Origin of the sequence: Nonomuraea wenchangensis (assembly GCF_900111685.1) — a bacterium.
GTDB classification, from domain to species: domain Bacteria; phylum Actinomycetota; class Actinomycetes; order Streptosporangiales; family Streptosporangiaceae; genus Nonomuraea; species Nonomuraea wenchangensis.
On record NZ_FOHX01000001.1, the window covers coordinates 444,173 to 467,379 of the forward strand.

The following is a 23,207-nucleotide window of genomic DNA, read 5'->3' on the forward strand; positions in this document are numbered from 1 at the left end:
CTCCGGACTTGTGAGGTTGTGGATGGTCGCGACGTCGTACGGTCAGCGACACAGCGACGTGTGCAACCGGCACAGGTCGACGTGCAGCCGCCCGACGAGCAGCACGAGCACCAGGGAGAACCTCACGGAGGCTGGCAACACCGGAAAGATCCGGAGCATTCCTCGCGGGAAGGGTGATTCACCCCACTCGGCCGGTCAGCCGGCGATCTCCTTGATCTGCTCGATGAGCCGGACCCGCTCCTCGTGCGTACGCCCGAGCGGCGCCACGTTGAGCGTGGTGACCCCCGACTCCTTGAACGCCTGCACCCGGTCGCGCACGAACCCCTCGCTGCCGATCAGCGACTGCTTCTCCAGCAGCTCGGTGGGCACCTTGGCGGCGGCCTCGTCCTTCTTGCCCGCGAGGTAGAGGTCCTGGATCTCCTCGGCCTCCTTCTCGTAGCCGTAGCGCCTGGCGAGGTCGTTGTAGAAGTTCTTGCCCTTGGCGCCCATGCCGCCGATGTAGAGGGCCGCCATCGGCCGCCCGAACTCCAGCAGCCCCGACACGTCGTCGCCGATCGCGAGGGACGCCTGCGCGATCACGTCCAGCTCACCCAGCTCGGGGTCGCGCGCGGCCTTGCCCGCGGCCAGGGCCTCGCCCCACACGTCGCCGGCCTTCTCCGGCACGTAGAAGATCGGCTCCCAGCCCTCGGCCAGCTCGGCGGCCAGCTCGACGTTCTTGGGCCCGATGGCGGCGACCACGATCGGGATGCGGGGGCGCACCGGGTGGTTGATGATCTTCAGGGCCTTGCCGAGGCCGGTGCCCTGGCCGGGCGGGAGCGGCACCTGGTAGTGGCGGCCCTGGTGCTCCACGCGCTCGCGCCGCCACACCTGGCGGCAGATCTCGATGACCTCCCGCGTACGCGCCAGCGGCGCGGTGTACGGCACCCCGTGGAAGCCCTCGATCACCTGCGGCCCCGACGCGCCGATGCCGAGCGTGAAACGCCCGTCGGAGACGAAGTCGAGCCCGGCGGCGGTCATGGCCAGGAGCGTCGGCGTGCGCGAGTAGATCGGCAGGATGCCGGAGGCGATCTGCAGCCGCTCGGTCTTCGCCGCGATGTAGCCCATCTGGCTGACCGCGTCGAAGCTGTATGCCTCGGCCACGAACACGATGTCCAGTCCGGCCTTCTCGTAGTCCGCCAGCTCGGCGACGGTCTCCTTGAAGCCGCCCGAGTAGTTGATTGCCATACCGATGCGCATGCCGGGCTCCCCTAGAACCGAATGATGTTCCGTTTCGACGCGAACAGGCTATCGCGTCGGCTCTCGGACGGGGAGCGGCTAGCCTGGGACGGGTGCTGAGTCGCGTTGTCGTGGTGCTGTCGGCGGTCGTGGCGGCGGCTCTGGCAGGTCATCGGCTGATCCCCTCGCTCGGCGGGTTCACCCCTGTCCTGGAGAGCCTGCTGCCCTGGATCGGGCTGGCCGTGCCGGTGCTGCTGCTCGCCGCCGCGCTGGCGCGTTCCACCGTGGCCGCCGCGGCCGCGCTGGTGCCGGGGGTGGTGTGGGCGGCGATGTTCGGCTCGACGCTGCTGCGCACGCCGCCCGGCGGGGCCAGCGACCTATCCGTGGGCACGGTCAACGTCGGGGTGCGCAACGACGCCTCCGGCGAGGCCGTACGCGCCATCGCCAAGGACCTCGACCTGCTGGCCGCCCAGGAGCTGACGCCCGGCGGCCCGGCCGCCAAGCAGCTCAACAAGATGTTCAAGTACCACTACCCGGTCAGCACCGTCGGCCTGTGGAGCCGCTACCCGCTCACCCGCACCGAGCCGCTCGACGTCGGCCTGGGCTGGCCGCGCGCCCTGCGCGCCGTCGCCGACACCCCCAAGGGCAAGGTCACCGTCTACGTCATGCACCTCGCCTCGGCCCGCCCCGGCCACACCGCCTCGCGCGACGCCTCGCTGGCCCGCGCCCGCGCCCTGGTCGACGCCGACCCGAGCAGGCGCATCCTGCTGCTCGGCGACCTCAACACCGCCACCACCGACCGCAACCTGCGCGGCCTCACCCCGCCGCTCACCGACGCGCAGAGCGTGGCGGGCGACGGGTTCGGCTTCACCTGGCCGGCCGGGTTCCCGGTCACCCGGCCCGACCACATTCTGTTCAAGGGGATGGAGGCCACCAAGGCGGGGGTGGCCCCGGCGACCGGCAGCGACCACCGCGCGGCGATCGCCTCGTTCCGCTTCTAGCCCTGGCTTCGCAGGGCGGCGAGGTCCTGCGGCGTGTCGATGTCGGCGGGGTCGCCGTGACCGTCGCACGGCACCTCGGTCACCAGTTCGGGATGGGCCTGGATGAACGCGCGGGCCCCGACGTCCCCCACCGCGCGCTCGGCCACCCCGGCGAAGTGCTCGCGGGCGATGAGCACCGGGTTCCTGCGCCGGCCCCCGTACGTCGCGACGGCCAGCCCGGCGCGCGCCTCGATCAGCGCGCGCACCGCGCCCGGCCGGATCAGCGGCTGGTCCACCAGGGCGATCACCACGGCCTCCGCCTCCTCGGGCAGCGCGGCCAGGCCGGCCCGCAGCGACGAGCCCATGCCGGAGGCCCAGCCGGGGTTGCGCACCACGACCGCCCCGCGCACGTCCGCGTCGGCCGCGCCCAGCACCACCACGACCGGGCGGCAGCCGCCCTCCGCCAGCAGCCGCACGCCCCGGTCGAGCAGGCGTTCGCCGGCGTACTCGACGAGCGCCTTCGGGGTGCCGAGCCGTTCGCCGCGCCCGGCCGCGAGCAGCAGTCCCGCGATCACGGCGACTCGTGGTGGATGCGGCCGTGGGTGGTGGACAGCGGGCGGCCGGTGCCGCCCCAGCGGAGCTGGATCAGCTCGGCGGCGATCGACACGGCGGTCTCCTCGGGGGTGCGCGCGCCGAGGTCCAGGCCGATGGGCGAGCGCAGCCGGGACAGCTCCTCCTCGCCGAGCCCGGCCTCGCGCAGCCGGGCCAGGCGGTCCTCGTGGGTACGCCGCGAGCCCATGGCCCCGACGTACCCGGCGCCGGTGCGCAGCGCCACCTCCAGCAGCGGGACGTCGAACTTCGGGTCGTGGGTGAGCACGCAGATCACCGTGCGCTCGTCCACCTCCACCGTGGCGAGGTAGTCGTGCGGCCACTTGACCACGACCTCGTCGGCGTCGGGGAAACGCTTCGGTGTGGCGAAGACCGGCCGGGCGTCGCACACCGTGACGTGGTAGCCGAGGAACTTGCCGACCCGCGCCACCGCCGCCGCGAAGTCGATCGCCCCGAACACCAGCATGCGCGGCGGCGGCGCGAACGCGTGCACGAACACCGCGAGGTCGTCCAGCCGCCGCTCCCCCTCGCCGCCGTAGCGGCGGATGCCGGTCGCGCCCTGGGCGAGCATGCCGCGCGCGTCGTCGTCCACGGCCTCGTCGAGCCGGCGCACCCCGAGCGTGCCCGAGGCGCGGTCCGGCCAGACGATCCGGCGCGCCCCGATCCGGCCGGGGCCCGAGACGACGGTGGCGACGGCGACCGGCTCGCGCGCCTCGATCGACGCGGCCACCTCGCCGAGCTCGGGGAAGGTCTCGGGCGAGATGGGCTCGACGAGGATGTCGATGATGCCGCCGCAGGTCAGGCCGACGGCGAAGGCGTCGTCGTCGCTGACGCCGTAGCGCTGGAGCACCGGCGTGTCGACGGCGGCGGCCAGCTCGAACACCGCGCCCTCGACGCAGCCACCGGACACGCTGCCCACGACCTCGTCGCCGCGCACCGCCATCGCCGCGCCGGGCGGGCGCGGCGCGCTGCTGAACGTGCTGACCACGGTCGCGAGCCCGAACCTGAGCCCCGACCGGTACCAGCGCATGATCTCCGGCAGCACGTCACGCATGGGCGAGCCTTTCGCTGAGTTGCTCGTAGGCGGCCAGGCTGTGCCCGGCCACCAGGTCGTCGATGTACGGCAGTGCGGCCCGCATGCCCCCCGTGAGGGGCTGATAGTCCTCGTACCCCTTGTGCGGGTTGACCCATATGATGCGGTACGCCTGCCGCGAGAGCCTGGCCATCTGGGCGGCGAGCAGACCGGGATCGCCGCGCTCCCAGCCGTCGGAGGCGATCACCACGATCGCGCCCCGCGCGCTGAACCGGGAAAGGTACTCGCGCAGCTCCTCCCCCAGCCGGGTGCCGCCGCTCCAGTCGGGGATGGCCTTCGACGCCTCGTTCAGCGCGGTGCCGGGGTCGCGGTGGCGCAGCTCGGCGGTGAGCGGGGTGAGGCGGGTGCCGACGGAGTAGACCCTGGTGGCCCGCGGCTCGCTCCTGACCAGGGCGTGGGCGAAGCGCAGCAGCGTCTCGGCGTAGGGGGCCATGGAGCCGCTGACGTCCACGAACAGCACCACCGTACGGGGCCGGGTGGCGTGCGCGCGGTGGCGGAGCCCGGCCACCTCGCCCTTGCGCAGCGCCTCCCTGATCGTCCGGCGCCGGTCGAGCGCGCCGCGGTGGGCCCGCTCGAAGCGGCGCGAGCGCCGCCGGGCCCGCCGGTCGCGCAGCAGGGCCAGCAGGCGGTGCACCTCGGCCCGCTCGGCCTCGGTGAGCCTGGCCACGTCCCGGTGGCGCAGGATCTCGGCGCGGCTCGCGGTCGCGGGCGCGGCCGTCGCCTCGCCGTCGCCCTCCTCCTCGCCGCCCGGGTCCTCGCGCGCCGCCAGGTGCCGGGTGACGCTCGTCACGGCCGTACGGGCGAGCGTCGCGCGCCGCCCGGCGAAGTAGGCGGCGAAGCAGCGGTCGTAGCGGGGCAGGTCGTCCGGCGACGCGCACAGCGTGAGCCGCCCGGCCCAGTAGACGGCGGCGCGGTCGGTCACGTCGAGGTGGGCGAGCGCGGCCAGCAGGCTCTGGGTGCGGTCGTGGTCGGCGGCCACCCCGGCCGCCCGCAGCGTCCTGGCGAAGCCCGTCATGACGGCGACCAGCCCGCCGGCGTCCCCGGACGCGTCCCGGTCAGTCATGGGAGAGCAGCCCGTTGCCGAGGACGCTCACCACGTCCTCCCGGTACTTCAGCGCCGCCCCCAGCGTGGCGGCGGCGAGCCCCGGGTCCAGCTCCTTCGCGCCCAGCGTGAGCAGCGCCTCCGTCCAGTCCAGCGTCTCGGCCACGCCGGGCGGCTTGACCAGGTCGGCCTGGCGCAGCCGCTCGGCCGCCCGCGCCACCTGCAGCGCGAGGGTCTCGGTGCAGTGCGGCAGGCGGCGCAGCAGGATCGCCACCTCGCGGTCGTAGCCCGGGTGCTCCAGCCAGTGGTAGAGGCAGCGCCGCTTGAGCGCGTCGTGGACCTCACGGGTGCGGTTGGAGGTCACCACGACCACCGGCGGCGTCTTCGCCCTGATCGTGCCCAGCTCGGGGATCGAGATCGTGAAGTCCGACAGGACCTCCAGCAGGAACGCCTCGAACTCGTCGTCGGCCCGGTCGATCTCGTCCACCAGCAGCACGCTGGGCTGCGTCTCGACGGCCTTCAGCAGCGGGCGGGCGATGAGGAAGCGCCGGTCGTAGATCTCGCCCTCCAGGCGGCGCACGTCGGTGGCCCCGGCCGCCTCGGCGGCCTTGAGATGCAGGAGCTGGCGGGCGAAGTCCCAGTCGTAGAGCGCCTGGGCGGCGTCCAGGCCCTCGTAGCACTGGAGGCGGATGAGCGGCGCGCCGAGCAGCGCGGCCAGGGTCTTGGCCAGCTCGGTCTTGCCGACGCCCGCCTCCCCTTCCAGGAACAGCGGCCGTCCCATGCGCAGCGCGAGGAAGGCGGCCGTCGCGAGTCCTTCGTCGGCCAAATAAGCGTGCCGGTCGAGCAGCTCGATGAGCTTTTCCGGCGACTGGATGTCCATCGTCCTGATTGTCCGGCGCAGCACGCCTTCAGGCTACGTCCACACTCGCCCCGGCATAAGGTGCGGCGCCGGCCCGACCCACCGTCAGGGCCGCTCCGGCGCCTCCCCGCGCTCGTGGATCAGCGCCGTGAGCTCGGCGACGGCCCGCGCGGCGCGGTCCTTCTCCGAGCCCTGGATGCCCATCGCGCCGATCGTGCTGCCGTCGGAGAAGTCGACGCGCGGCCACGGCTCGCCCGGCGTCATCGACACCTCCAGGACCTCCGGCCAGGAGTAGCGGTGGGTGCGTACGGCGTTGACGAGGGTGACGCCGTGCTCGTCGGCGTCCACCCGGACCCGGCCCAGCAGGTGCAGCACGTACGCCACCGCCCCGCCGAACGCGACGATCGCGATGCGGTCGGGCAGCTTGAACGGCTCGGAGATGAAGATCGCCATGATCACCGCGCCCGCCACGACCAGCGCGGCGGAGCCGTAGGCGACCATGCGCGGGACGCGCGGGCGCCAGGTGACGGGCAGGGACGGCGGCGGGACGGCGGGCTCGGACACGAGGAGAACCTACCGCAGCTCAGGCCAGGTCCCGCAGGAGGAGTCGCCGGTTCGGCCCGATGTCGGACCGGCGACTCCCCCGGAGCGGGAGCCCGGCTCAGGCGAGCACGCTCAGGCGAGCTCGCGCAGGAGGAGCGCGGTCTCCAGGGCGGCGACGGCGGACTCGTACCCCTTGTCCTCCTTGCTGCCCGGCAGCCCCGACCGGTCGAGCGCCTGGTCCAGGCTCTCGCAGGTGAGCACGCCGTTGCCGACCGGGGTGCGCTCGTCCAGCGAGACCCGGGTCAGACCGGCGGTCACCGAGTCGCAGACGTAGTCGAAGTGGGCGGTCTCGCCGCGGATGACCGCGCCCAGCGCCACCACGGCGTCGCAGCGGCGGGCCAGCGCCTGGGCGACCACCGGGATCTCCAGGGATCCCGGCACCCGCACCACGGTGGCCCGCGCGCCGCTGTCGTCGCACGCCCGCACGGCCCGCGCCACGAGCTGGTCGGTGATCTGGGCGTGCCAGGTGGCGGCCACCACCCCCACCGTCAGCCCCGCCGCGTCCGGCACCGCGACCTGGGGGCGTCCTTCCCCGCTCATGAAGCCTCCGAGATGTCGTGGCCGAGGCGGTCGCGCTTGGCCTTCAGGTAACGCTCGTTGTAGGGGTTCACGGCCACCGGCATGGGCTCGCGGCCGAGGACCTTGATGCCGTAGCCGTCCATGCCCTTGAGCTTGGACGGGTTGTTGGTGAGCAGCCGCACCGACTTCACGCCGAGGTCGGCGAGGATCTGCCCGGCGTTGGAGAACTCCCGCGCGTCCACCGGCAGCCCGAGCTCCAGGTTGGCGTCCACGGTGTCGGAGCCGTTGTCCTGCAGGCTGTACGCCTTGAGCTTGGCCAGCAGCCCGATCCCCCTGCCCTCGTGCCCGCGCAGGTAGACGACCACGCCGCGGCCCTCCTGCGCGATGGCCGACATCGCGTTGTCGAGCTGCACGCCGCAGTCGCAGCGCAGCGAGCCGAACACGTCGCCGGTCAGGCACTCGGAGTGGGCGCGGACCAGGACGTTCTCGCCGTCGCCCAGCTCGCCGTAGACCAGCGCCATGTGCTCGCCGCCGTCGAGGGCGCTGGCGTAGCCGTAGCCGCGCCACATGCCGTAGACGTTCGGCAGGCGGGTCTCGGCGACCCGGGTGACCATGCTCTCGACCCGCCGCCGGTGGTCCACGAGCTGTTCGATGGAGACCAGCGCGAGGCCGTGCTGGTCGGCGAAGCGCCGCAGCTCGGGCAGGCGGGCCATGCTGCCGTCGTCGTTGACGATCTCGGCCAGCGCCCCGGCCCCGGACAGGCCGGCCAGCCTGGCCAGGTCCACGGCGGCCTCGGTGTGGCCGCGCCGGGCCAGCACGCCGCCCTCGTGGTAGCGCAGCGGGAAGACGTGCCCGGGGCGGACCAGCTCGTTGGGCTCGGTCGCGGAGTCGGCGAGCGTGCGGATGGTCCGCGCCCGGTCGGCCGCGGAGATGCCGGTGGTGACGCCGTCGCGGGCGTCCACGGTGATCGTGTACGCCGTGCGCATGCGCTCCTTGTTGTGGAACACCATGAGCGGCAGCCCGAGCCGGTCGAGCTCCCTGCCCTCCATGGCCACGCAGATCATGCCGCTGGTGTGCCGGATCATGAACGTGCACAGCTCGGGCGTCGCCTTGACCGCGGCGAAGATGAGGTCGCCCTCGTTCTCCCGGTTCTCGTCGTCCACGACCACGACCGGCCTGCCGTTGCGGATGTCCTCGATGGCGCGTTCGATCGGGTCGAGCTCGATCTTCTTCTCCTCGCTCACTGGGCCACCGCCACCTGCGGCGCGGCCGCCGTCCCCGCGCGGTACTCGCGCAGCCACTTGACGAACCCGACGACGACCAGCACGAAGAACACCCCGTACACCCATCCGGAGACGACCAGCCCGGAGCTGAAGGCCAGCGGCACCCCGACGAGGTCCACGGCCACCCACACCATCCAGAAGTCGACCAGCGCCCGCCCCTGCGCCCAGGTGGCGATCGCGCTGCCGACGAAGATGTAGGCGTCGGCGGCCACCAGGAACGCGCCCTTCGGCAGCGGCACCTGCGCGCCCCACGACAGCTTCGTCACCCAGAACAGCAGCCCGACCAGCAGGGTCCCCGCCACCAGCGCGGCGATCAGCAGCAGCCGCTCCCACCAGTCGGCCGGCCGGATCGCGAGCTGCTTGCCGCCCTGGGTGCCGCGCCGCCACGCCCACCAGCCGTACAGCGCCAGGATCCCGAACATGGCCTGCTTCAGCGCGTTGCCGGTGATGTGCGCGTTGATCGAGGCGATGAACAGCAGCACCGAGCCGGCGAACTGCACCGGCCACGTCCACATCGACTTGCGCATGGCCAGCAGCACCGTGGACAGCGCGGCGATGTTGCCGATCAGGTCCGTCCAGAGCACGTGTGTGCCGAATACCGTGAATCCGGCGTCCGCCCAGTTCACTGCCTGACCACCAGCCTTTCCACATACTTCGCGATCACGTCGACCTCGATGTTCACCAGGTCGCCCACCTGGCGTTCGCCCATGGTGGTGAGCCGCAGCGTGGTCGGGATGAGGCTCACGCCGAAGCCTTCGTCGTCAACCGTGGTGACCGTCAGGCTGATTCCGTCGATCGCGATGGAGCCCTTCTCGGCGACGTACCGGCTCAGGGACTCCGGGAGGGAGAAGCGCAGGTCGTCCCAGCTCTCGCCGGGGGCGCGGGAGAGCAGCACGGCGGTGCCGTCCACGTGGCCCTGCACGATGTGGCCGCCGAGGCGCTGGTCGGCGCGTACGGCCCGCTCCAGGTTGACCGCGGACCCCGGGGACAGCGCGCCGAGCGAGGTGCGGTCGAGGGACTCCCGCATCACGTCCACGGTGAAGACGCCGTCCGCGGCCTCGACCACCGTCAGGCACACGCCGTTGACGGCGATGGAGTCGCCGTGGCGGGCGTCGGAGGTGACCAGCGGGCCGCGTACGGACAGCCGGGCGCCGCCGCCGGCGTGCTCGATGGCGACGACCTCGCCCTTTTCCTCAATGATTCCGGTGAACATCGATCACTGCTCCCTGCTGGGTTGCGCGACGGGCCGGGCGATCAGGCGAACATCGGGCCCGATGGGGGAAATCTCGTCGAAGGTCAGGCGGTGGACGGCGCCGATCGTGCCCACCCCGGCCGGGCCGAGCGCGGCGCGGCCGGAGCCGAGCAGCGCCGGGGCGACGTACGCCACCACCCGGTCGGTCAGCCCCTCACGCAGGAACGATCCGGCGAGCGCCGGCCCGCCTTCAAGGAAGGCGCCGACGACCTCGCGGGCGGCCAGCTCGGTCAGCAGGGCGCGCAGGTCGAGGCCGCTCCCGTGGCGGGGCAGGCGCAGGATGTCGGCCTTGAGGCGGCCGGTGTCCGCGTCGTCGGCCACGGCGAGGAGCGTGGGAGCCAGGTCGTCGAACACGCGGGCGTCCGGGGGCGTACGGGCCTCGGTGTCGACCACGACCCGCAGCGGCGGCCTGCGCCCGGCGGACGGGCCGTCCGGGCGGGCGGTGAGCCGGGGGTCGTCGGCGAGCACGGTGCCGACGCCCGCGACGATCGCGTCGGCGGCGGCCCGCATCCGGTGCACGTCGGCCCGCGCCTCCGGCGAGGTGATCCACTGGCTGCTGCCGTCCGCGGCGGCCGAGCGGCCGTCGAGCGTGGCGGCGAACTTCCAGGTCACGTGGGACCGGCCGAGCCGCGCGTAGGTGAGCCACTCCTCGTTGACGCGCCCGGCCTCGGCCGCCAGCACGCCCGTGGTCACCTCGACCCCTGCGGCCCGCAGCCGCGCCGCGCCGCCCGCCGCCTTGGGGTTGGGGTCGGCCACCGCGACCACGACCCGCGCGATCCCGGCGTCGAGCAGCGCCCGGCTGCACGGCCCCGTCCGCCCGGTGTGGTCGCAGGGCTCCAGCGTCACGTACGCCGTGCCGCCCCGGGCCCGCTCCCCCGCCTCGGCCAGCGCGCCGATCTCGGCGTGCGGCCCGCCCGCGTACGCGTGGAAGCCCTCCCCGGCGACCGCGCCGCCCGCGTCCAGCACGACGCAGCCCACGACCGGGTTGGGGCTGGTGGCCCCGTGGCCGCGCGCGGCCAGCGCGACGGCGCGCGCCATGTGCGCGGCGTCCTGCTCGGGTAGCTCCACCCGGGGTCTCCTACTCGCCAGTAGCTTCAAGCCACGGCGGGCCCCGGGGGACTCGATGGTGCACGACATGCACCACAGCAGGCGTCCGGCGGTATGCCGGACACCTCGCGTGCTGCCTCCCATCCGGACTTTAACCGTCGGTCCCGGAATTTCACCGGGTCAACCGGCCGATGGCATCGGCCGGGTCGCGGACTGTAACCGCCGGTTCGGAGTTTCACCGACCCCGGAGCACGCTAGCTCTTTTCTCCCATCAGTGTGCCATGTCCGAAACGCCGAGCGCGACCGCCCCCGGCGGGGGGATTCAGGCGGCCGTCATCCGGCGCGCCCGCCGGGCCACCGGCGCGTACCTGACCTGCGGGGGCACCAGCCCGAGCCCGGTGTGCAGGGTACGCAGGGTCGCGGTCGCCCACAGGTCGCCGACGGGGGTGGCGGGCAGGCCGTACAGCCGCCGGGCCCAGCGCGGCAGCGTGGCGAACGCCAGCAGCGTGAGCGCCGGCAGGGCGGGCTTGAGCGGGGTCAGCAGGAGCGGCAGCGGCGCGTTGAGCGACAGGCGCAGCGGATGGGCCGCCTCCGGGACGAAACGCAGCCCCGGCCGCTCGGCCCGGATGTAGTCCTCCAGCTCGGCGACCGAGCCCGGCACGTCCTCGGCCTTGAGCCCGACGACCTCTGCGGCCCGCCGCCACTCGGCCACGAACGTGTCGGCCTCGGCGTCGCTCAGCCGTACGCCGGCCCGCCGGGCGACCGACAGGTAGGAGTCGACCTCGCCGACGTGCACCCAGCGCAGGGCGTCCGGGTCGTCGAGGCGGAAGGTCACCCCGGTGTCGGGGTCGTGGGCGGTGAGGCTCGCGTGGATCTTGCGTACCCGGCGGCCCGCCCGCTCGACCTCCTCCGTGGTGCCGTACGTGCGGACCCGGACGAACTCCGTCGTGCGCTGGAAGCGCGCCCAGGACTCGGCCGGATCCATGAGCGCGGAGTTCTGCAGCACGCCGCGCATCGCCCGCGGGTGCAGGCCCTGCATCAGCAGGGCGCGGAAGCCGCCGACGAGCAGGATGGGCTCGCCCATCACCCGCCAGGTGACCGAGCCGGGGCCGAAGATGCCATGGTCACTCATAAGTGGATAATTACCCAGGTTGGGTGGCATCCATGTGTCAATTGTGGGCCCGGCGGGGGTCAACCCCGGCCGGGCATGGAAACCCCCAATTCACCGGCCCACCCCTGGGCGCGGGTGCCCGTGGGCGCGGGCGCTTAGCGCTGGGGGCGGCTGCCCCGTGGGGGCGGGCGCTCAGCCCTGGGCGCGGGTGCTCAGGCTTGGGCGCGGGTGGCTGCCGCGCGCAGCTCGTCGATGGCCGCGCCCGGGTCGGAGGCGCCGTAGACGGCGCTGCCCGCCACGAACACGTCCGCCCCCGCCTCCGCGCAACGCCCGATCGTCTCGGCGTCCACGCCGCCGTCGACCTGCACCCAGATCCGGCCGCCGTGCCGCCGCACCAGCTCCCGCGTCCGCCGGACCTTCGGCAGCACCATGTCGAGGAACTTCTGCCCGCCGAACCCCGGCTCCACGGTCATCAGCAGCAGCATGTCGAGCTCGGGCAGCAGGTCCTCGTACGGTTCGACCGCCGTGGCCGGGTTGAGCGCGAGCCCCGCCCGCGCCCCCTGCGCGCGGATCTCGCGCAGCGTGCGGACGGGTGCCTTGGCGGCCTCGGCGTGGATGGTGACGCTGCCCGCGCCCGCCTCGGCGTATTGGGGCGCCCAGCGGTCGGGGTCGGCGATCATCAGGTGGCAGTCGAGCGGCGTCGCGGTCGCCTTGCGCAGCGCCTCGACGACGGGCAGCCCGAGGGTCAGGTTGGGGACGAAGTGGTAGTCCATGACGTCGACGTGCAGCCAGTCGGCGTTGGGCACGGCGGCGGCCTCGTCGGCGAGCCGAGCGAAGTCGGCGGCGAGGATGCTGGGCGAGATCTGTACGGCCATGATTTCGCCCAGTCTAGTGAACGCCGGGAGACGTGCCCGCGCCGCGTCAGGGACGGCGCTTGCGGATGAGGGCCAGGAACATCGCGTCGGTGCCGTGGCGGTGCGGCCAGAACTGCGCGTGCGGGCCGTCGCCGAGACCGTCGACCTCGGGCAGGTGCGCGCGGGCGTCGAGCTGCTCGGCGTCGCCGCGGCGGGCGAGCACGTCGCCCACCACGACCCTGGTCTCGGCCAGGTGCGGCGAGCAGGTGACGTACGCGACGACCCCGCCGGGCCGGACCGCGTCGAGTGCGGTGCCGAGCAGGCGGCGCTGCAGCCGGCCCAGCTCGGCGACGGCCGACGGGTCGCGACGCCACCGGGCCTCCGGCCGCCGCCGCAGCGCGCCGAGCCCGGTGCAGGGCGCGTCCAGCATGACCCGGTCGAACACCCCGGGACGCCACGCGGGCTCGGTGCCGTCGGCGGTGACCACGTCCGCGTGCCGGGTGGTCTGCCACACCAGCCGCGCCCGATGGAACTGGACGTCGGCCGCCAGCAACCGCGCCCCACCGGGAAACCCGTCCGGGCCGGCGGCGGTGTCGCCGTGGGTGGCTATGGCGTCGAGCAGCCCGGCCTTGCCTCCGGGCCCGGCGCACATGTCGAGCCACCGCTCCCCGCCGCCATGCGCTGCCGCGTCATCGTCGTCGAGCGGGACGCGGGTGAGGGCGAGCGCGACAAGCTGGCTCGCCTCGTCCTGGACAGCCGCGCGGGTGCCCGCCACGGCCTCGATCTGCCCGGGATCGCCCTCACGCAGATAGGCCGCGTACGGGGAGTAGCGTCCCGGCGTGGCCCCGGCCTCCTCCAGCTCCTTGACCGAGCTGCGCCCCGGCCGGGCGACCAGGGTCACCAGGGGGCGGGCGTTGTCGGCGGCGAGCAGGTCGGGCAGCTCGGCGTCGCCGCCGAGCGCGTCGCGGAAGGCGGAGACGATCCAGCGCGGATGCGCGTGGGCGACGGCGAGGTGGCCGACCGGGTCGGTGTCGGCGTCGGGCGCGACGATGGGCACCCATTCCTCGATCGTCCTCGACGCGATCTTGCGCAGTACGGCGTTGGCGAACTTGGCGGCGCCGGGGCCGACGCGCAGGCGTACGAGGTCGACCGTGGTGCCGACGGCGGCGTGCGGCGGGACCCGCATGCGCAGGAGCTGGTGGGCGCCGAGCCGCAGGGCGTCGCGCACGTCGGGGTCGGGCGCGCGGTCGCTGCACATCTCGATGATCGCGTCGTACGTGCCGAGCCCGCGCAGCGTCCCGTAGGCCAGCTCGGTGGCGAGGGCGGCGTCACGGCCCCTGATGCCGCGATCGCGCAGGATGCGCGGCAGGAGCAGGTTGGCGTAGGAGTCGCGCTCGTCCACGGCCCTGATGACGTCGAAGGCGGCGATCCTGGCCTCGTCCCGAGGCACCCGCCGCCCACCACGCCCTCCCCCCGGACTCCCCTGCCCACCACGGGCCTGCCCACCACGGGCCTGCCCACCACGGGCCTGCCCGCCACCGGACTGCCCACCACGGGACTCCCCGCCGCGAGCCTGCCCACCACCGGACTGCCCGCCACGGGCCTGGCCGCCCTGGGACTGGCCGTCGCGGGCCTTGCCGGCGCGGTTCTTCGCGCCGCCGCCGGGCCGGTCACGGCCCCCTTCGTTGTGCTGGCCGGTCACGCGAAGATCTCTTTGCCCTCCGGGCGGACTCCCCGAGCCCACTCCACGGCCCCCATGACCCGCTTGCCCTGGGGCTGCACCTCACTCAGCTCGACCGCGTCGGTGGCGGTGCCGACGAGCACGCGGGACTTGCCCGCGGCGACCTCGCCGGGAGCCAGCCGCTCCCCCGGGACCGGCCGCACCGGCCCGAGCTTGATCCGCGTGCCGCGGAACTCGGTCCACGCGCCGGGGCCCGGCGTGCAGGCCCTGATCAGGCGGTCGACGTGCATGGCCGGCTTGTCCCACGCGACCCGCGCGTCGGCGACGTTGAGCTTGGGGGCGATGGTGACGCCGTCGGCCGGCTGCGGCCGGGCCTCCAGCGTGCCGTCCTCTACCCCGTCGAGCGTGGCGGCCAGCAGCCCCGCCCCGGACACCGCGAGCCGCTCCAGCAGCGCCCCGCTGGTGTCGTCGCGGCGGACCTCCTCGGTGACGACGCCGTAGACGGGCCCCGCGTCGAGCTCCTTGACAATCTGGAACGTGGTCGCGCCGGTGATCTCGTCACCGTGCAGGACCGCGTGCTGGACGGGCGCGGCGCCGCGCCAGGCGGGCAGGATCGAGAAGTGCAGGTTGATCCAGCCGTGCCGGGGGACGTCGAGCGCCGACTGGGGCAGCAGCGCGCCGTAGGCCACCACGGGACAGCAGTCGGGCCCGATCTCCCGCAGCCGGTCGAGGAACGCGGGGTCGCCGGCCTTCTGCGGGCGCAGCACCTCGATGCCCGCCTCCTCGGCGAGCTCGGCCACCGGCGAGGGGTGGACCTTGCGCCCGCGCCCGGACTGGGCGTCGGGCCGGGTGACGACGGCCACCACCTCGTGCCGGGGCGAGTCGATCAGGGTGCGCAGCGACGGCAGAGCCGTCTCGGGCGTGCCCGCGAAGACCAGACGCATGCTTGTCAGAGTGCCTTTCCGCCGGTCGCGTGCGGCGAGAACTTGACGACGGGCGCGGCGAGCCCGCTCCACTCGGCCTCGCGGACCGCCTTCATGGCGAGCTTGCGCTGCTTGGGATCCATGCGGTCGATGAACAGGATGCCGTCGAGGTGGTCGGTCTCGTGCTGGAAGCATCGTGCCATGAGGTCGGTGCCCTCCAGCGTGACCGGCTCGCCGTGCATGCTGAAGCCCTTGGCCACGGCGCGCACGGCGCGCGGCGTCGGGAACGACAGGCCGGGGAAGGACAGGCAGCCCTCCTCGCCCTGCTCGTCCAGCTCGGACGACAGGTCGAGGTCGGGGTTGATCAGGTGGCCGAGCTGGTCGTCGACGTAGTAGGTGAACACCCGCAGGCCGACGCCGATCTGGGGGGCCGCGAGGCCCGCGCCCGGCGCGTCCATCATCGTGTCGGTGAGGTCTTTGACCAGCTTGCGGAGCTCCTTGTCGAAATCGACGACGGGGGCCGCCGGGGTGCGCAGCACCGGGTCTCCGAACAGCCGGATCGACTGGATCGCCAAAGGGTAACTCCGTTTCGTCGCGAGGGATCAGCCCAGTTTAGTGTGCTGGAGCGACCGGGCCTTCATCGCGGCTTTACGGGCGGCCTTGGCCACCGACTCGTCGTCATGGCGGCGGGCCAGCAGGTCGAGCACGGCGATGGTGTCGGGGTGGCCGACGGCGGGCATCTCGGCGACGAGCTTGACGAGGTCTTCCGGCGGGTCGAGCCGCGTCGCGGCGGGCCCGGACAGGTGCAGCAGGGCCGCCAGCGAGTCGACCGCGAGCCAGGTGTGGTCCTCGGAGCCGAGCGACGGGGCAGGCAGGTCGCGGATGTGCAGCCAGGAGGCGGCGTAGCGGCGCAGAAGGGGCTCGTCGAGCGCCTCGCGCACGGGCGCCTCGGCCTCGGGACCCAGCTCCTCCAGGATCGCGCCCACCGCGCCGCGCTGCCCGGCGGTGCCGGTGGCGGCGATCGCGACGAGGTCGCGCGCGGCCGACTCCGGCGGGCGGCGCTCCAGCCACCCGGCGACGGCGCTCTGCGTGGCCGTGCCCTTGACCAGCGCCTCGACCAGCTCGGCCGCCGACAGGTCGGCGAAGACCTCCACCTCCTCGGCGGTCGGCGCGTCGTGCCCCTCACGCAGCAGGTCGCGGCGGACGGCCCACACCCCGAGCGGGGTGAGCGCGGTGCGCCCCGCGGGGGTCTGCTCGACCAGCCCGCAGTACGTGAGCAGCGACAGCGCCTCCAGCAGCTCGGCCGGCAGCGCGGCGGCCAGCCGGCGCATCTCGGCGGCGCCGGGGGCGCAGGCGACCTCGTGGGACTGGAGGATGCCGCGGGCGAGGTTGGCGGTGGCGACGCCGGAGCGTACGGAGTAGATGGTGGCGAGCATCTCGGCCAGGTGGCCGTCCACCACGGCCGAACCGGTCAGGCCCTCGTCGGCGCGGTCGAGGACGTCCATGACCACGCCGTCCCAGAACTCCAGCGTGGCCTCGACCGTGAGCTGCATCGACAGCGGCCCCCGCGCGGCCCGTCCGGCCGTGATGCGCAGCAGGCCGGTGTTGACGGCGACGATCCAGACCAGGCGCAGCCGGGCGGCGCTCAGGCCGAACCGGGCCGCGGCGGCCGCCGCGTCGGACTCGCCGAGGTGCCCGTCGGGGCCGACGGCGCGCTCGCCCGTCCACGCGGTGAGCCTGATGGCGTCGGCCACGAGCGGCACCGCGGGGACCGCGCGGGCCAGCTCGGCGTCGGACGCCAGCAGGACCGGCGGGAAGGTCAGCGCTTCGTGCTCGTCGGCGGGAGCCGCCTCGGCCTGCCGTGGGGGCACGGCGGCCTGCTCATCGATCAGCTTGCGCAGCTCGGCGAGGTCGAAGACGTTGTTGGCCACTCAGGAAACTTACTGCACGGCAGTCACATGAGCGTACTCAACGGATCGTCCGGGAGCGGGCCTTGAAGGCCGCCTTGCGGGCGGCCTTGGCGACCGTGCCGTCGGGGATGGAGCGTCCCAGCAGCTCCAGGACCTCGACGACGTCAGGGTGGTCGACCCGCCACATCTCCTCGATCATATGCGCCGGCGGACCGGACGCCGCCATGTTCTCGGCGAAGATCTCCGGGTCCTCCTCGGCGGCCGGCATGGCGAGGGCGAGCATGTCCACGCTGACCCACAGCAACTCGTCCTGGGTGAGCTGCGGCGCGGGCAGGCGGCGGGCGGCCAGCCAGTGGATGACGTGGGGGCGCAGCTCGGCGTCGTCGAGGTGGTCGCGCACCTGGGGCTCGGCCTCGGCGCCGAGCCGGTCGACGATGGTGACGGCGATGCCCCGCGCCACGGCGGGCGCGCCGGAGGCGGCCTCCAGCAGCTCGCCGGCCGCCTCGCCGGGGGTGCGGCCGCTCAGCCAGCGGTCGATGTCGCCCTCGGCGAGCTCGGCCGGCACGCCTTCGAGCAGCCCCTGGATGAGGCCGAACGCGTCGGCCTCGGCCAGGTCGGGGGCGAGCGGGGCGTCGAGGCCGAGCGCCAGGTAGTGCTCGCGCAGGCCCCAGACGGCCAGCGGGGTGAGCTCGGCCTCGCCGTCCTCCACATCGAGCAGGCCGCACCAGGACAGCCGGTCGAGCACGGCGTCCAGGTCGCACTCGCCGTCGCAGGACAGGTCGTCGAGGTAGTCGCCGATGACGCCGACCGGCACCCGCACCTGGAGGCGGTAGAGCATGTCGAACAGGTCGTAGAGGCCCTCGTCCAGCTCGGCGGAGCCGGTGACGGAGCCGCGCGGGTCGCGTTCGAGAATGCCGGTGACGACGTCGGCCCACTCGCGCAGCGGCTCGCCGGCCCCCGGCAGTGGCCGCTCGCGCAGCATCGGGACGCCGCCCAGGGCGGCGGTCAGCTCCTCGGGCGGGGCGAGGCGGGCCGCGGGCAGCGGGGTGCAGCCGGGGCAGTCGCAGGGCGCCTCGCCGAGGTCGGGCACCTCGCCGGAGGGGATGGCGATCGACTGCTCCAGCGACTCGGGGCCGATGGAGCTGAACAGGCTCTTGGCCATGCCGAAGTTGGCGGTGTCGGCGAGCGCGTCGGACAGGCGGGGCTCGATGTCGGCGATGCGCTCGCGCATGCGGGCCGCCCGCTCCTCGGGAACGGCGCCCGTCTCGATGAGGTAGGCGACCAGGGTGCGGGCCGCGGCGATGGTCTCCGGGGCGCTCTCCGGAGGTGCGATGACCTTGCGCGGATAGATGGACAGGAGCAGCTCGTCGAAGGTCTCGGGAGTGAAATCACCTAGTTCGTTGACGTTGAGGTAGTCGCTGGCGTAGTCGCAGAGCAGGCGGACCTCGTCCGCGTCAACCTCGACTTCCCGCGCGCGCCCCCAGGCGCGCAGGTCGTCGATGGCCTGGTTCACCCATTCGATCGACACAGGGGCACGCTAACGGCTGGTCTCCGGATGAGCGAATCGGGGAAACGGTCTAAATCAGGTCGAGGGGGTCGACACTCACCCTCACGACATCCGGCGTCTTACGCGCCGCGCGTACCCCGCTGGCCCCCTTGAGCGCTGCCGACAGCGCCGCACCGCCGGTTCTGCGTACCCGGATCATGGCGCGTTCCTGACCCTCGTCGTCGACCGGGACGGGGCCGAGCACCTGCGCGTCCGCGGGCAGATGGGCCTCGTCGATCATCTGCCGGACGGCGCTCGCCGGGCCGGTGAGCGTGGCCATCCGTACGGCGGGCGGGAAGCCCAGCTCGGCCCGGTCGGCCAGCTCGCGCTCGGCGTGCGTGACCGGGTCCCAGCGCAGCAGAGCCTGTACGGCGGGCAGCGCGGCGTCGGCCAGCACCACCAGCTCCGCGCCGGGGCGCAGCAGGGCGGCGGCGTTCATCCAGCGGCGTACGGCCTCCTCGCCCGCCCGCAGGTCGGCCCGGCCGAGCAGCGCCCAGCCGTCAAGCAGGACCGCGGCGGCGTACCCGCCCTCGGCCACCGGCTCGGCCCCCGGCGTGGCGACGACCAGGGCACGGGCGCCGGGCACGGTCGCCAGCACACCGTCCCTGCCGGACGTGCGCACCGGGACCGACGGAAAGGCCCGGCCCAGCTCCTCGGCGGTACGGCGGGCACCGGTGACCACGGCCCGCAGGTGCGGGCTGCCGCACGACGGGCAGCGCCACGCGGCGTCCACCCGGCCGCACCAGCGGCAGTAGGGGGCGGCATGCCCGCCACGCAGGGCCAGGGGCCCGTGGCACGACGCGCCCGGCGCCCCCGCCAGTTCCAGCGGCAGAGCGGCACTGACGCCCTGACCCCCCTCACCAACGACTGCCCGACCCGGATCACCTGGCCCCGGACGACCCTGACGACCAGAATCACCGAACCCCGGACGCCCATGACGGTCTTGATCACCGGCCCCCGGACGACCATGGCGGTCCTGATCGTCGGACCCCGGATAGCCCTGACGACCCGGATCACCGGAGGCCGGACGGCCCGGATCGCCGGAGAAGCGGCGCTCGCCCTCCCCACCCCGCGCCGGATCCGCGGGCGAGCGGGCCGGGCCGCCTGCGAGGTGAAGCACTTCCTGCCCACCGCCGACCAGATCCGACGAAGCGCGGGACGAACCCCCCGGAAAGCCACGCACCTCCTGCCCATCACCGGGCAGATCCAATGACGCGCGGGACGAGCCGCCCGGGAAGCCACGCTCCTCCTGCCCACCACCGGCGATACCCGACGGCGCGACGGAGTGACCACCTGGGGCCTCCCCTCCCCCCATGGACCCCGGCCGCCCACGGGACGGACCGCCCACCTCTCCCCCGCCACCGGAGAAGCCCGACGGCGGGCCGGAGACGGGGGACGCGTCCGCCCCGGGCGGGGCGAGGAGAGTGCGGGTGGGCGGGAGGACGCACCGGGCAGGCGTACGGCAGTGCCGGCAGGCCAGGGCGGGCAGGTAACCGCGTCTCGGCACCTGGACCAGCACCGGGCCGCCGCCGTCCAGCCCGTGCCGCAGGGCGCGCCAGGCGAGGCTGGGCAGGCGGGCCTGCCGGGCGGCCTGGTCCTTGGCCAGCTCGGCGTCCTCGCCCGCGGGCCGCACCCGCGGCGCGAGGCCCCTGATCGTGGTGCGGGCCGCCACGATGGGACGGGCCCAGCGCCCGGCGATGAGCTGGGTGGCCTCGGCGGTACGGGCGTAGCCGCCGATCAGCATGGCCGCCCCGGTGCGGTGCGCGCGCAGGCCGAGCACCTCGCGCGCGTGCGGGTACGGGGCCAGCCGCTCGGCGTGCAGGTCGTCGCCGTCGTCCCAGATCGCCACCAGCCCCAGCTCGGCGACCGGGGCGAACATGGCGGCCCGGGTGCCGACCACGGCCCGCACCTGGCCGCGCAGCACCTTCAGCCAGCGGCGGTACCGTTCGGCGGGGCCGAGGTCGGCGGTGAGCGCCACGTGTCTGCCCGGCCCGAGCAGGCGGGCGAGCTCGGCGTCGGCCAGCGCCACGTCCTTGCCGTCGGGGACCACGACGACCGCTCCCCTGCCGCCGTCCAGCGTCGCCTGTACGGCCTCGGCCATGGGGCGGGCCCAGCCGAGGGCGCCGGGCAGCGCGGACCAGACGGCCCTGGGGGCTCTGCCGTGGCGGAGCGCGTCCAGAAAGGACGGCCCCATCGGATAGGCGTCCCAGGCGCTCTCCCCGCCCCGGACACCTCCCGCGTCCCCGGCGCCTTCCGCGCCTTCTCCGTCCGGGACACTTCCCGCCTCCTCGTCCTGGACGTCCGTCCCGCCGGAGGGCTCCGCCCCCGTGGAACGGTCCGGTTTCGGGGTCTCGGCCTCGGCCTTGGCGTGGCGGGGCGGGATGGCGAGGCGGAGCACGTCGGTGAGGGTGCCCGCGTAGCGGTCGGCGACAGCTCTGGCCAGCCCGGCGATCTCGGGCGTCAGCACCCGCTCGGGCGACACCACGCGTTCGAGCGGCATGAGCCGCCCCTCATGGTCGCTCTCGTCCACCCGTTCCAGCAGGAACCCGTCGACCAGCTTGCCGGCGAAGCGCACCCGCACCCGCACCCCGGGCTCGGCCGTCTCGTGCAGGGCGGCGGGCACCAGGTAGTCGAAGGGGCGGTCGAGGTGGGGCAGCGGGCTGTCCACGGCGATCCGGGCCACGGGCCGCTCGGGCGCGGGGACGACGGCGCCCTTGGTGTCCTTCGACGAGGCCGCGGGCCGCACGGCGTCGAGCGGCAGGAGGGCGTCGTCGGAGTCGGTCACGCATAACGTCTACCAGACCCGCCCACCCCGCCACGCCCGCCCGCGCTTCCCCCGACGAGGGAGCATCCGGCGAGGGGCAGGCGGACGCCCGGATCGCCCCGAGTGGTGCGATCCGGGTACACGCAGGCAATGGCTCAGGAGGGGCCGGCCATCAGAGCGGCCCTCCCAAGGTCACCGAAACGATCAGAGACCGGCGGCCGTGCGGAGCGCCTCGGCGCGGTCGGTGGACTCCCAGGAGAAGCCCTCACGCCCGAAGTGCCCGTAGGCGGCGGTCTCGGAGTAGATGGGCCGCAGCAGGTCGAGGTCGCGGATGATCGCCGCCGGGCGCAGGTCGAACACCTGGAGCACGGCGCCCTGGATCTGCTCCACCGGCAGCTTCTCGGTGCCGAAGCACTCGACGAACAGACCGACCGGCTGCGCCTTGCCGATCGCGTAGGCGACCTGCACCTCGCAGCGGTCGGCGAGCCCGGCCGCGACGACGTTCTTGGCGACCCAGCGCATGGCGTAGGCGGCCGAGCGGTCGACCTTGGACGGGTCCTTGCCGGAGAACGCGCCGCCGCCGTGCCGGGCCATGCCGCCGTAGGTGTCGATGATGATCTTGCGGCCGGTCAGGCCGGCGTCGCCCATGGGGCCGCCGATCTCGAAGCGCCCGGTCGGGTTGACCAGCAGCCGGTAGCCCTCGACCTCGATCTCGAGGTCGGCGAGCACCGGGTCGACCACGTGCTCTTTGATGTCGGGGGTCAGCATCTCCTTGAGGTCGATCTCGGCCGCGTGCTGCGTGGAGACGACCACGGTGTCGAGGCGGACGGGCGTGTCGCCGTCGTACTCGATGGTGACCTGGGTCTTGCCGTCGGGCCGCAGGTAGGGGACGGTGCCGTTCTTGCGGACCTGCGAGAGCCGCTGGGAGAGCCGGTGGGCCAGCGTGATCGGCAGCGGCATCAGCTCGGGGGTCTCGCGGCAGGCGTAGCCGAACATGAGGCCCTGGTCGCCCGCGCCCTGGCGGTCGAGCTCGTCGCCGTCACCGTCGACGCGGTGCTCGTAGGCGTCGTCGACGCCCTGCGCGATGTCCGGCGACTGGGCGCCGATGGACACCGACACGCCGCACGAAGCGCCGTCGAAGCCCTTGTGAGAGGCGTCGTAGCCGATCTCGAGGATCTTCTCGCGGATGACGCCGGGGATGTCGACGTAGGTCTCGGTCGTGACCTCGCCTGCGACGTGGACCTGGCCAGTGGTGATCAGTGTCTCGACGGCGACCCGGCTCTTGGGGTCGTCCTTGAGCATGGCGTCGAGAATCGCGTCACTGATCTGGTCGGCGATCTTGTCCGGGTGGCCCTCTGTGACCGACTCGGAGGTGAACAGGCGACGTGACAACTCAGTGGCTCCTCAATGCAGCGGCTGCTGACGTATCGTCGGCCCGGGACATCGGGACACGCGCCAGGGCCACGCCGAAGTCTAGCCCTACCGGGTGCCGGGTCGCGAAACCATGCCCCCGCTCCGCGCTCGCGCGTCGCGCGCGTCACAGGTGCGGCAGCGGGTCGTGGGGCAGCGTCTCGGGGGCGAACACCTCCGCGTCGGCCGCCGCCACGACCGCGGCGTACTCCTCATCAAAAGCGAACATCATCGAGCCCAGCTCGAGAACCGGTCCAGGCAGGACGGGACCGAGCCGGGTCCTGCGCGGGAACTCGGCGTACACGGCGACCGGGCGGTCGGTCCTGAGCGTGCGGGTGGCGAGCACCGCGATGGACGCGTCCGTGACGACGACGAGGAAGTGTCCCGTGCCCTCCGGTCCAACAGCGGACGCGGGGAACACGTATTGAATGTCCCCCTGACCCCCGAGCAACGTCCGGCACCGATCCCTGACAGCAGAACCCAGCGGCATTCCGTCCCCCTCCGCC

22 protein-coding genes and 1 riboswitch are annotated in these 23,207 nt (G+C 73.8%); of the genes, 1 reads left to right on the forward strand and 21 read right to left on the reverse strand.

Features of this window, described 5'->3' with window-relative positions:
* Nucleotides 1-195: 195 nt before the first annotated feature.
* Nucleotides 196-1,236: an LLM class F420-dependent oxidoreductase gene (locus tag BMW85_RS02125; protein ID WP_091076110.1), complete on the reverse strand. Its 1,041-nt coding sequence runs from the start codon at nucleotides 1,234-1,236 to the stop codon at nucleotides 196-198.
* Nucleotides 1,237-1,328: 92 nt separating this feature from the next.
* Here BMW85_RS02125 and BMW85_RS02130 point away from each other — a divergent pair, with 92 nt between their 5' ends.
* Nucleotides 1,329-2,216, forward strand: a complete 888-nt coding sequence (locus tag BMW85_RS02130) for an endonuclease/exonuclease/phosphatase family protein (RefSeq protein WP_245774560.1) — start codon at nucleotides 1,329-1,331, stop codon at nucleotides 2,214-2,216.
* Here the strand turns inward: BMW85_RS02130 and BMW85_RS02135 are convergent.
* The 20 genes from BMW85_RS02135 to BMW85_RS02240 all read right to left on the reverse strand — a co-directional run bounded on the left by BMW85_RS02135 (nucleotide 2,213) and on the right by BMW85_RS02240 (nucleotide 23,122).
* The gene (locus BMW85_RS02135; protein ID WP_091077138.1) at nucleotides 2,213-2,767 is read right to left on the reverse strand and encodes a nucleotidyltransferase family protein; all 555 of its coding nucleotides are present in this window, start codon (nucleotides 2,765-2,767) and stop codon (nucleotides 2,213-2,215) included. The two genes, BMW85_RS02130 and BMW85_RS02135, sit on opposite strands and share 4 nt — an antisense overlap.
* The gene (locus tag BMW85_RS02140; protein WP_091076114.1) at nucleotides 2,767-3,858 is read right to left on the reverse strand and encodes an XdhC family protein; all 1,092 of its coding nucleotides are present in this window, start codon (nucleotides 3,856-3,858) and stop codon (nucleotides 2,767-2,769) included. Before BMW85_RS02140 ends, BMW85_RS02135 begins: the two co-directional genes overlap by 1 nt.
* On the reverse strand, nucleotides 3,851-4,960 hold the full coding sequence (locus BMW85_RS02145) for a vWA domain-containing protein (protein WP_091076117.1): 1,110 nt from the start codon (nucleotides 4,958-4,960) through the stop codon (nucleotides 3,851-3,853). Before BMW85_RS02145 ends, BMW85_RS02140 begins: the two co-directional genes overlap by 8 nt.
* On the reverse strand, nucleotides 4,953-5,819 hold the full coding sequence (locus BMW85_RS02150) for an AAA family ATPase (RefSeq protein WP_091076119.1): 867 nt from the start codon (nucleotides 5,817-5,819) through the stop codon (nucleotides 4,953-4,955). The genes BMW85_RS02145 and BMW85_RS02150 overlap by 8 nt, the downstream gene beginning before the upstream one ends.
* 84 nt (nucleotides 5,820-5,903) lie before the next feature.
* A complete protein-coding gene (locus BMW85_RS02155) occupies nucleotides 5,904-6,362 on the reverse strand; it encodes a PH domain-containing protein (RefSeq protein ID WP_091076121.1) in 459 nt (152 codons plus the stop codon).
* 111 nt (nucleotides 6,363-6,473) lie between these two features.
* A complete protein-coding gene (gene ribH, locus BMW85_RS02160) occupies nucleotides 6,474-6,941 on the reverse strand; it encodes a 6,7-dimethyl-8-ribityllumazine synthase (protein WP_091076123.1) in 468 nt (155 codons plus the stop codon).
* The gene (locus tag BMW85_RS02165) at nucleotides 6,938-8,164 is read right to left on the reverse strand and encodes a bifunctional 3,4-dihydroxy-2-butanone-4-phosphate synthase/GTP cyclohydrolase II (protein ID WP_091076125.1); all 1,227 of its coding nucleotides are present in this window, start codon (nucleotides 8,162-8,164) and stop codon (nucleotides 6,938-6,940) included. The genes ribH and BMW85_RS02165 overlap by 4 nt, the downstream gene beginning before the upstream one ends.
* Entirely contained in the window at nucleotides 8,161-8,829 is a 669-nt protein-coding gene (locus tag BMW85_RS02170) for a nicotinamide mononucleotide transporter family protein (protein ID WP_091076128.1), read from the reverse strand. Before BMW85_RS02170 ends, BMW85_RS02165 begins: the two co-directional genes overlap by 4 nt.
* A complete protein-coding gene (locus tag BMW85_RS02175) occupies nucleotides 8,826-9,416 on the reverse strand; it encodes a riboflavin synthase (protein ID WP_091076130.1) in 591 nt (196 codons plus the stop codon). The genes BMW85_RS02170 and BMW85_RS02175 overlap by 4 nt, the downstream gene beginning before the upstream one ends.
* Nucleotides 9,417-9,419: 3 nt before the next feature.
* Nucleotides 9,420-10,523, reverse strand: coding sequence for a bifunctional diaminohydroxyphosphoribosylaminopyrimidine deaminase/5-amino-6-(5-phosphoribosylamino)uracil reductase RibD (gene ribD / locus BMW85_RS02180; protein ID WP_091076132.1), 1,104 nt, complete (start codon nucleotides 10,521-10,523; stop codon nucleotides 9,420-9,422).
* Between the two features lie 105 nt (nucleotides 10,524-10,628).
* Nucleotides 10,629-10,759: riboswitch (FMN riboswitch) on the reverse strand.
* A gap of 65 nt (nucleotides 10,760-10,824) precedes the next feature.
* Nucleotides 10,825-11,634, reverse strand: a complete 810-nt coding sequence (locus tag BMW85_RS02185; protein ID WP_091076136.1) for an oxygenase MpaB family protein — start codon at nucleotides 11,632-11,634, stop codon at nucleotides 10,825-10,827.
* Between the two features lie 191 nt (nucleotides 11,635-11,825).
* Nucleotides 11,826-12,488, reverse strand: a complete 663-nt coding sequence (gene rpe / locus BMW85_RS02190) for a ribulose-phosphate 3-epimerase (protein WP_091076138.1) — start codon at nucleotides 12,486-12,488, stop codon at nucleotides 11,826-11,828.
* A gap of 46 nt (nucleotides 12,489-12,534) precedes the next feature.
* A complete protein-coding gene (locus tag BMW85_RS02195) occupies nucleotides 12,535-13,917 on the reverse strand; it encodes an RsmB/NOP family class I SAM-dependent RNA methyltransferase (protein WP_091076141.1) in 1,383 nt (460 codons plus the stop codon).
* Nucleotides 13,918-14,165: 248 nt separating this feature from the next.
* Nucleotides 14,166-15,092 carry a methionyl-tRNA formyltransferase gene (gene fmt, locus BMW85_RS02205; RefSeq protein ID WP_091076145.1) on the reverse strand — a complete coding sequence of 309 codons (927 nt, stop codon included), beginning with the start codon at nucleotides 15,090-15,092 and terminating at the stop codon, nucleotides 14,166-14,168.
* A gap of 5 nt (nucleotides 15,093-15,097) precedes the next feature.
* Nucleotides 15,098-15,646 (reverse strand): peptide deformylase, encoded by a 549-nt coding sequence (gene def, locus BMW85_RS02210; protein WP_091076147.1) that lies wholly within the window; start codon nucleotides 15,644-15,646, stop codon nucleotides 15,098-15,100.
* 27 nt (nucleotides 15,647-15,673) lie between these two features.
* The gene (locus BMW85_RS02215) at nucleotides 15,674-17,002 is read right to left on the reverse strand and encodes a hypothetical protein (RefSeq protein ID WP_091076149.1); all 1,329 of its coding nucleotides are present in this window, start codon (nucleotides 17,000-17,002) and stop codon (nucleotides 15,674-15,676) included.
* A 37-nt stretch (nucleotides 17,003-17,039) separates the two neighbouring features.
* Nucleotides 17,040-18,509, reverse strand: a complete 1,470-nt coding sequence (locus BMW85_RS02220; RefSeq protein ID WP_091076151.1) for a hypothetical protein — start codon at nucleotides 18,507-18,509, stop codon at nucleotides 17,040-17,042.
* Nucleotides 18,510-18,558: 49 nt separating this feature from the next.
* Nucleotides 18,559-21,312 carry a primosomal protein N' family DNA-binding protein gene (locus tag BMW85_RS50730; protein ID WP_425434307.1) on the reverse strand — a complete coding sequence of 918 codons (2,754 nt, stop codon included), beginning with the start codon at nucleotides 21,310-21,312 and terminating at the stop codon, nucleotides 18,559-18,561.
* Nucleotides 21,313-21,495: 183 nt separating this feature from the next.
* Complete coding sequence (gene metK / locus BMW85_RS02235; RefSeq protein ID WP_091076153.1) at nucleotides 21,496-22,683, reverse strand: methionine adenosyltransferase; 1,188 nt, start codon at nucleotides 22,681-22,683, stop codon at nucleotides 21,496-21,498.
* 145 nt (nucleotides 22,684-22,828) lie between these two features.
* Entirely contained in the window at nucleotides 22,829-23,122 is a 294-nt protein-coding gene (locus BMW85_RS02240) for a hypothetical protein (protein ID WP_245774561.1), read from the reverse strand.
* Between the last annotated feature and the right edge of the window lie 85 nt (nucleotides 23,123-23,207).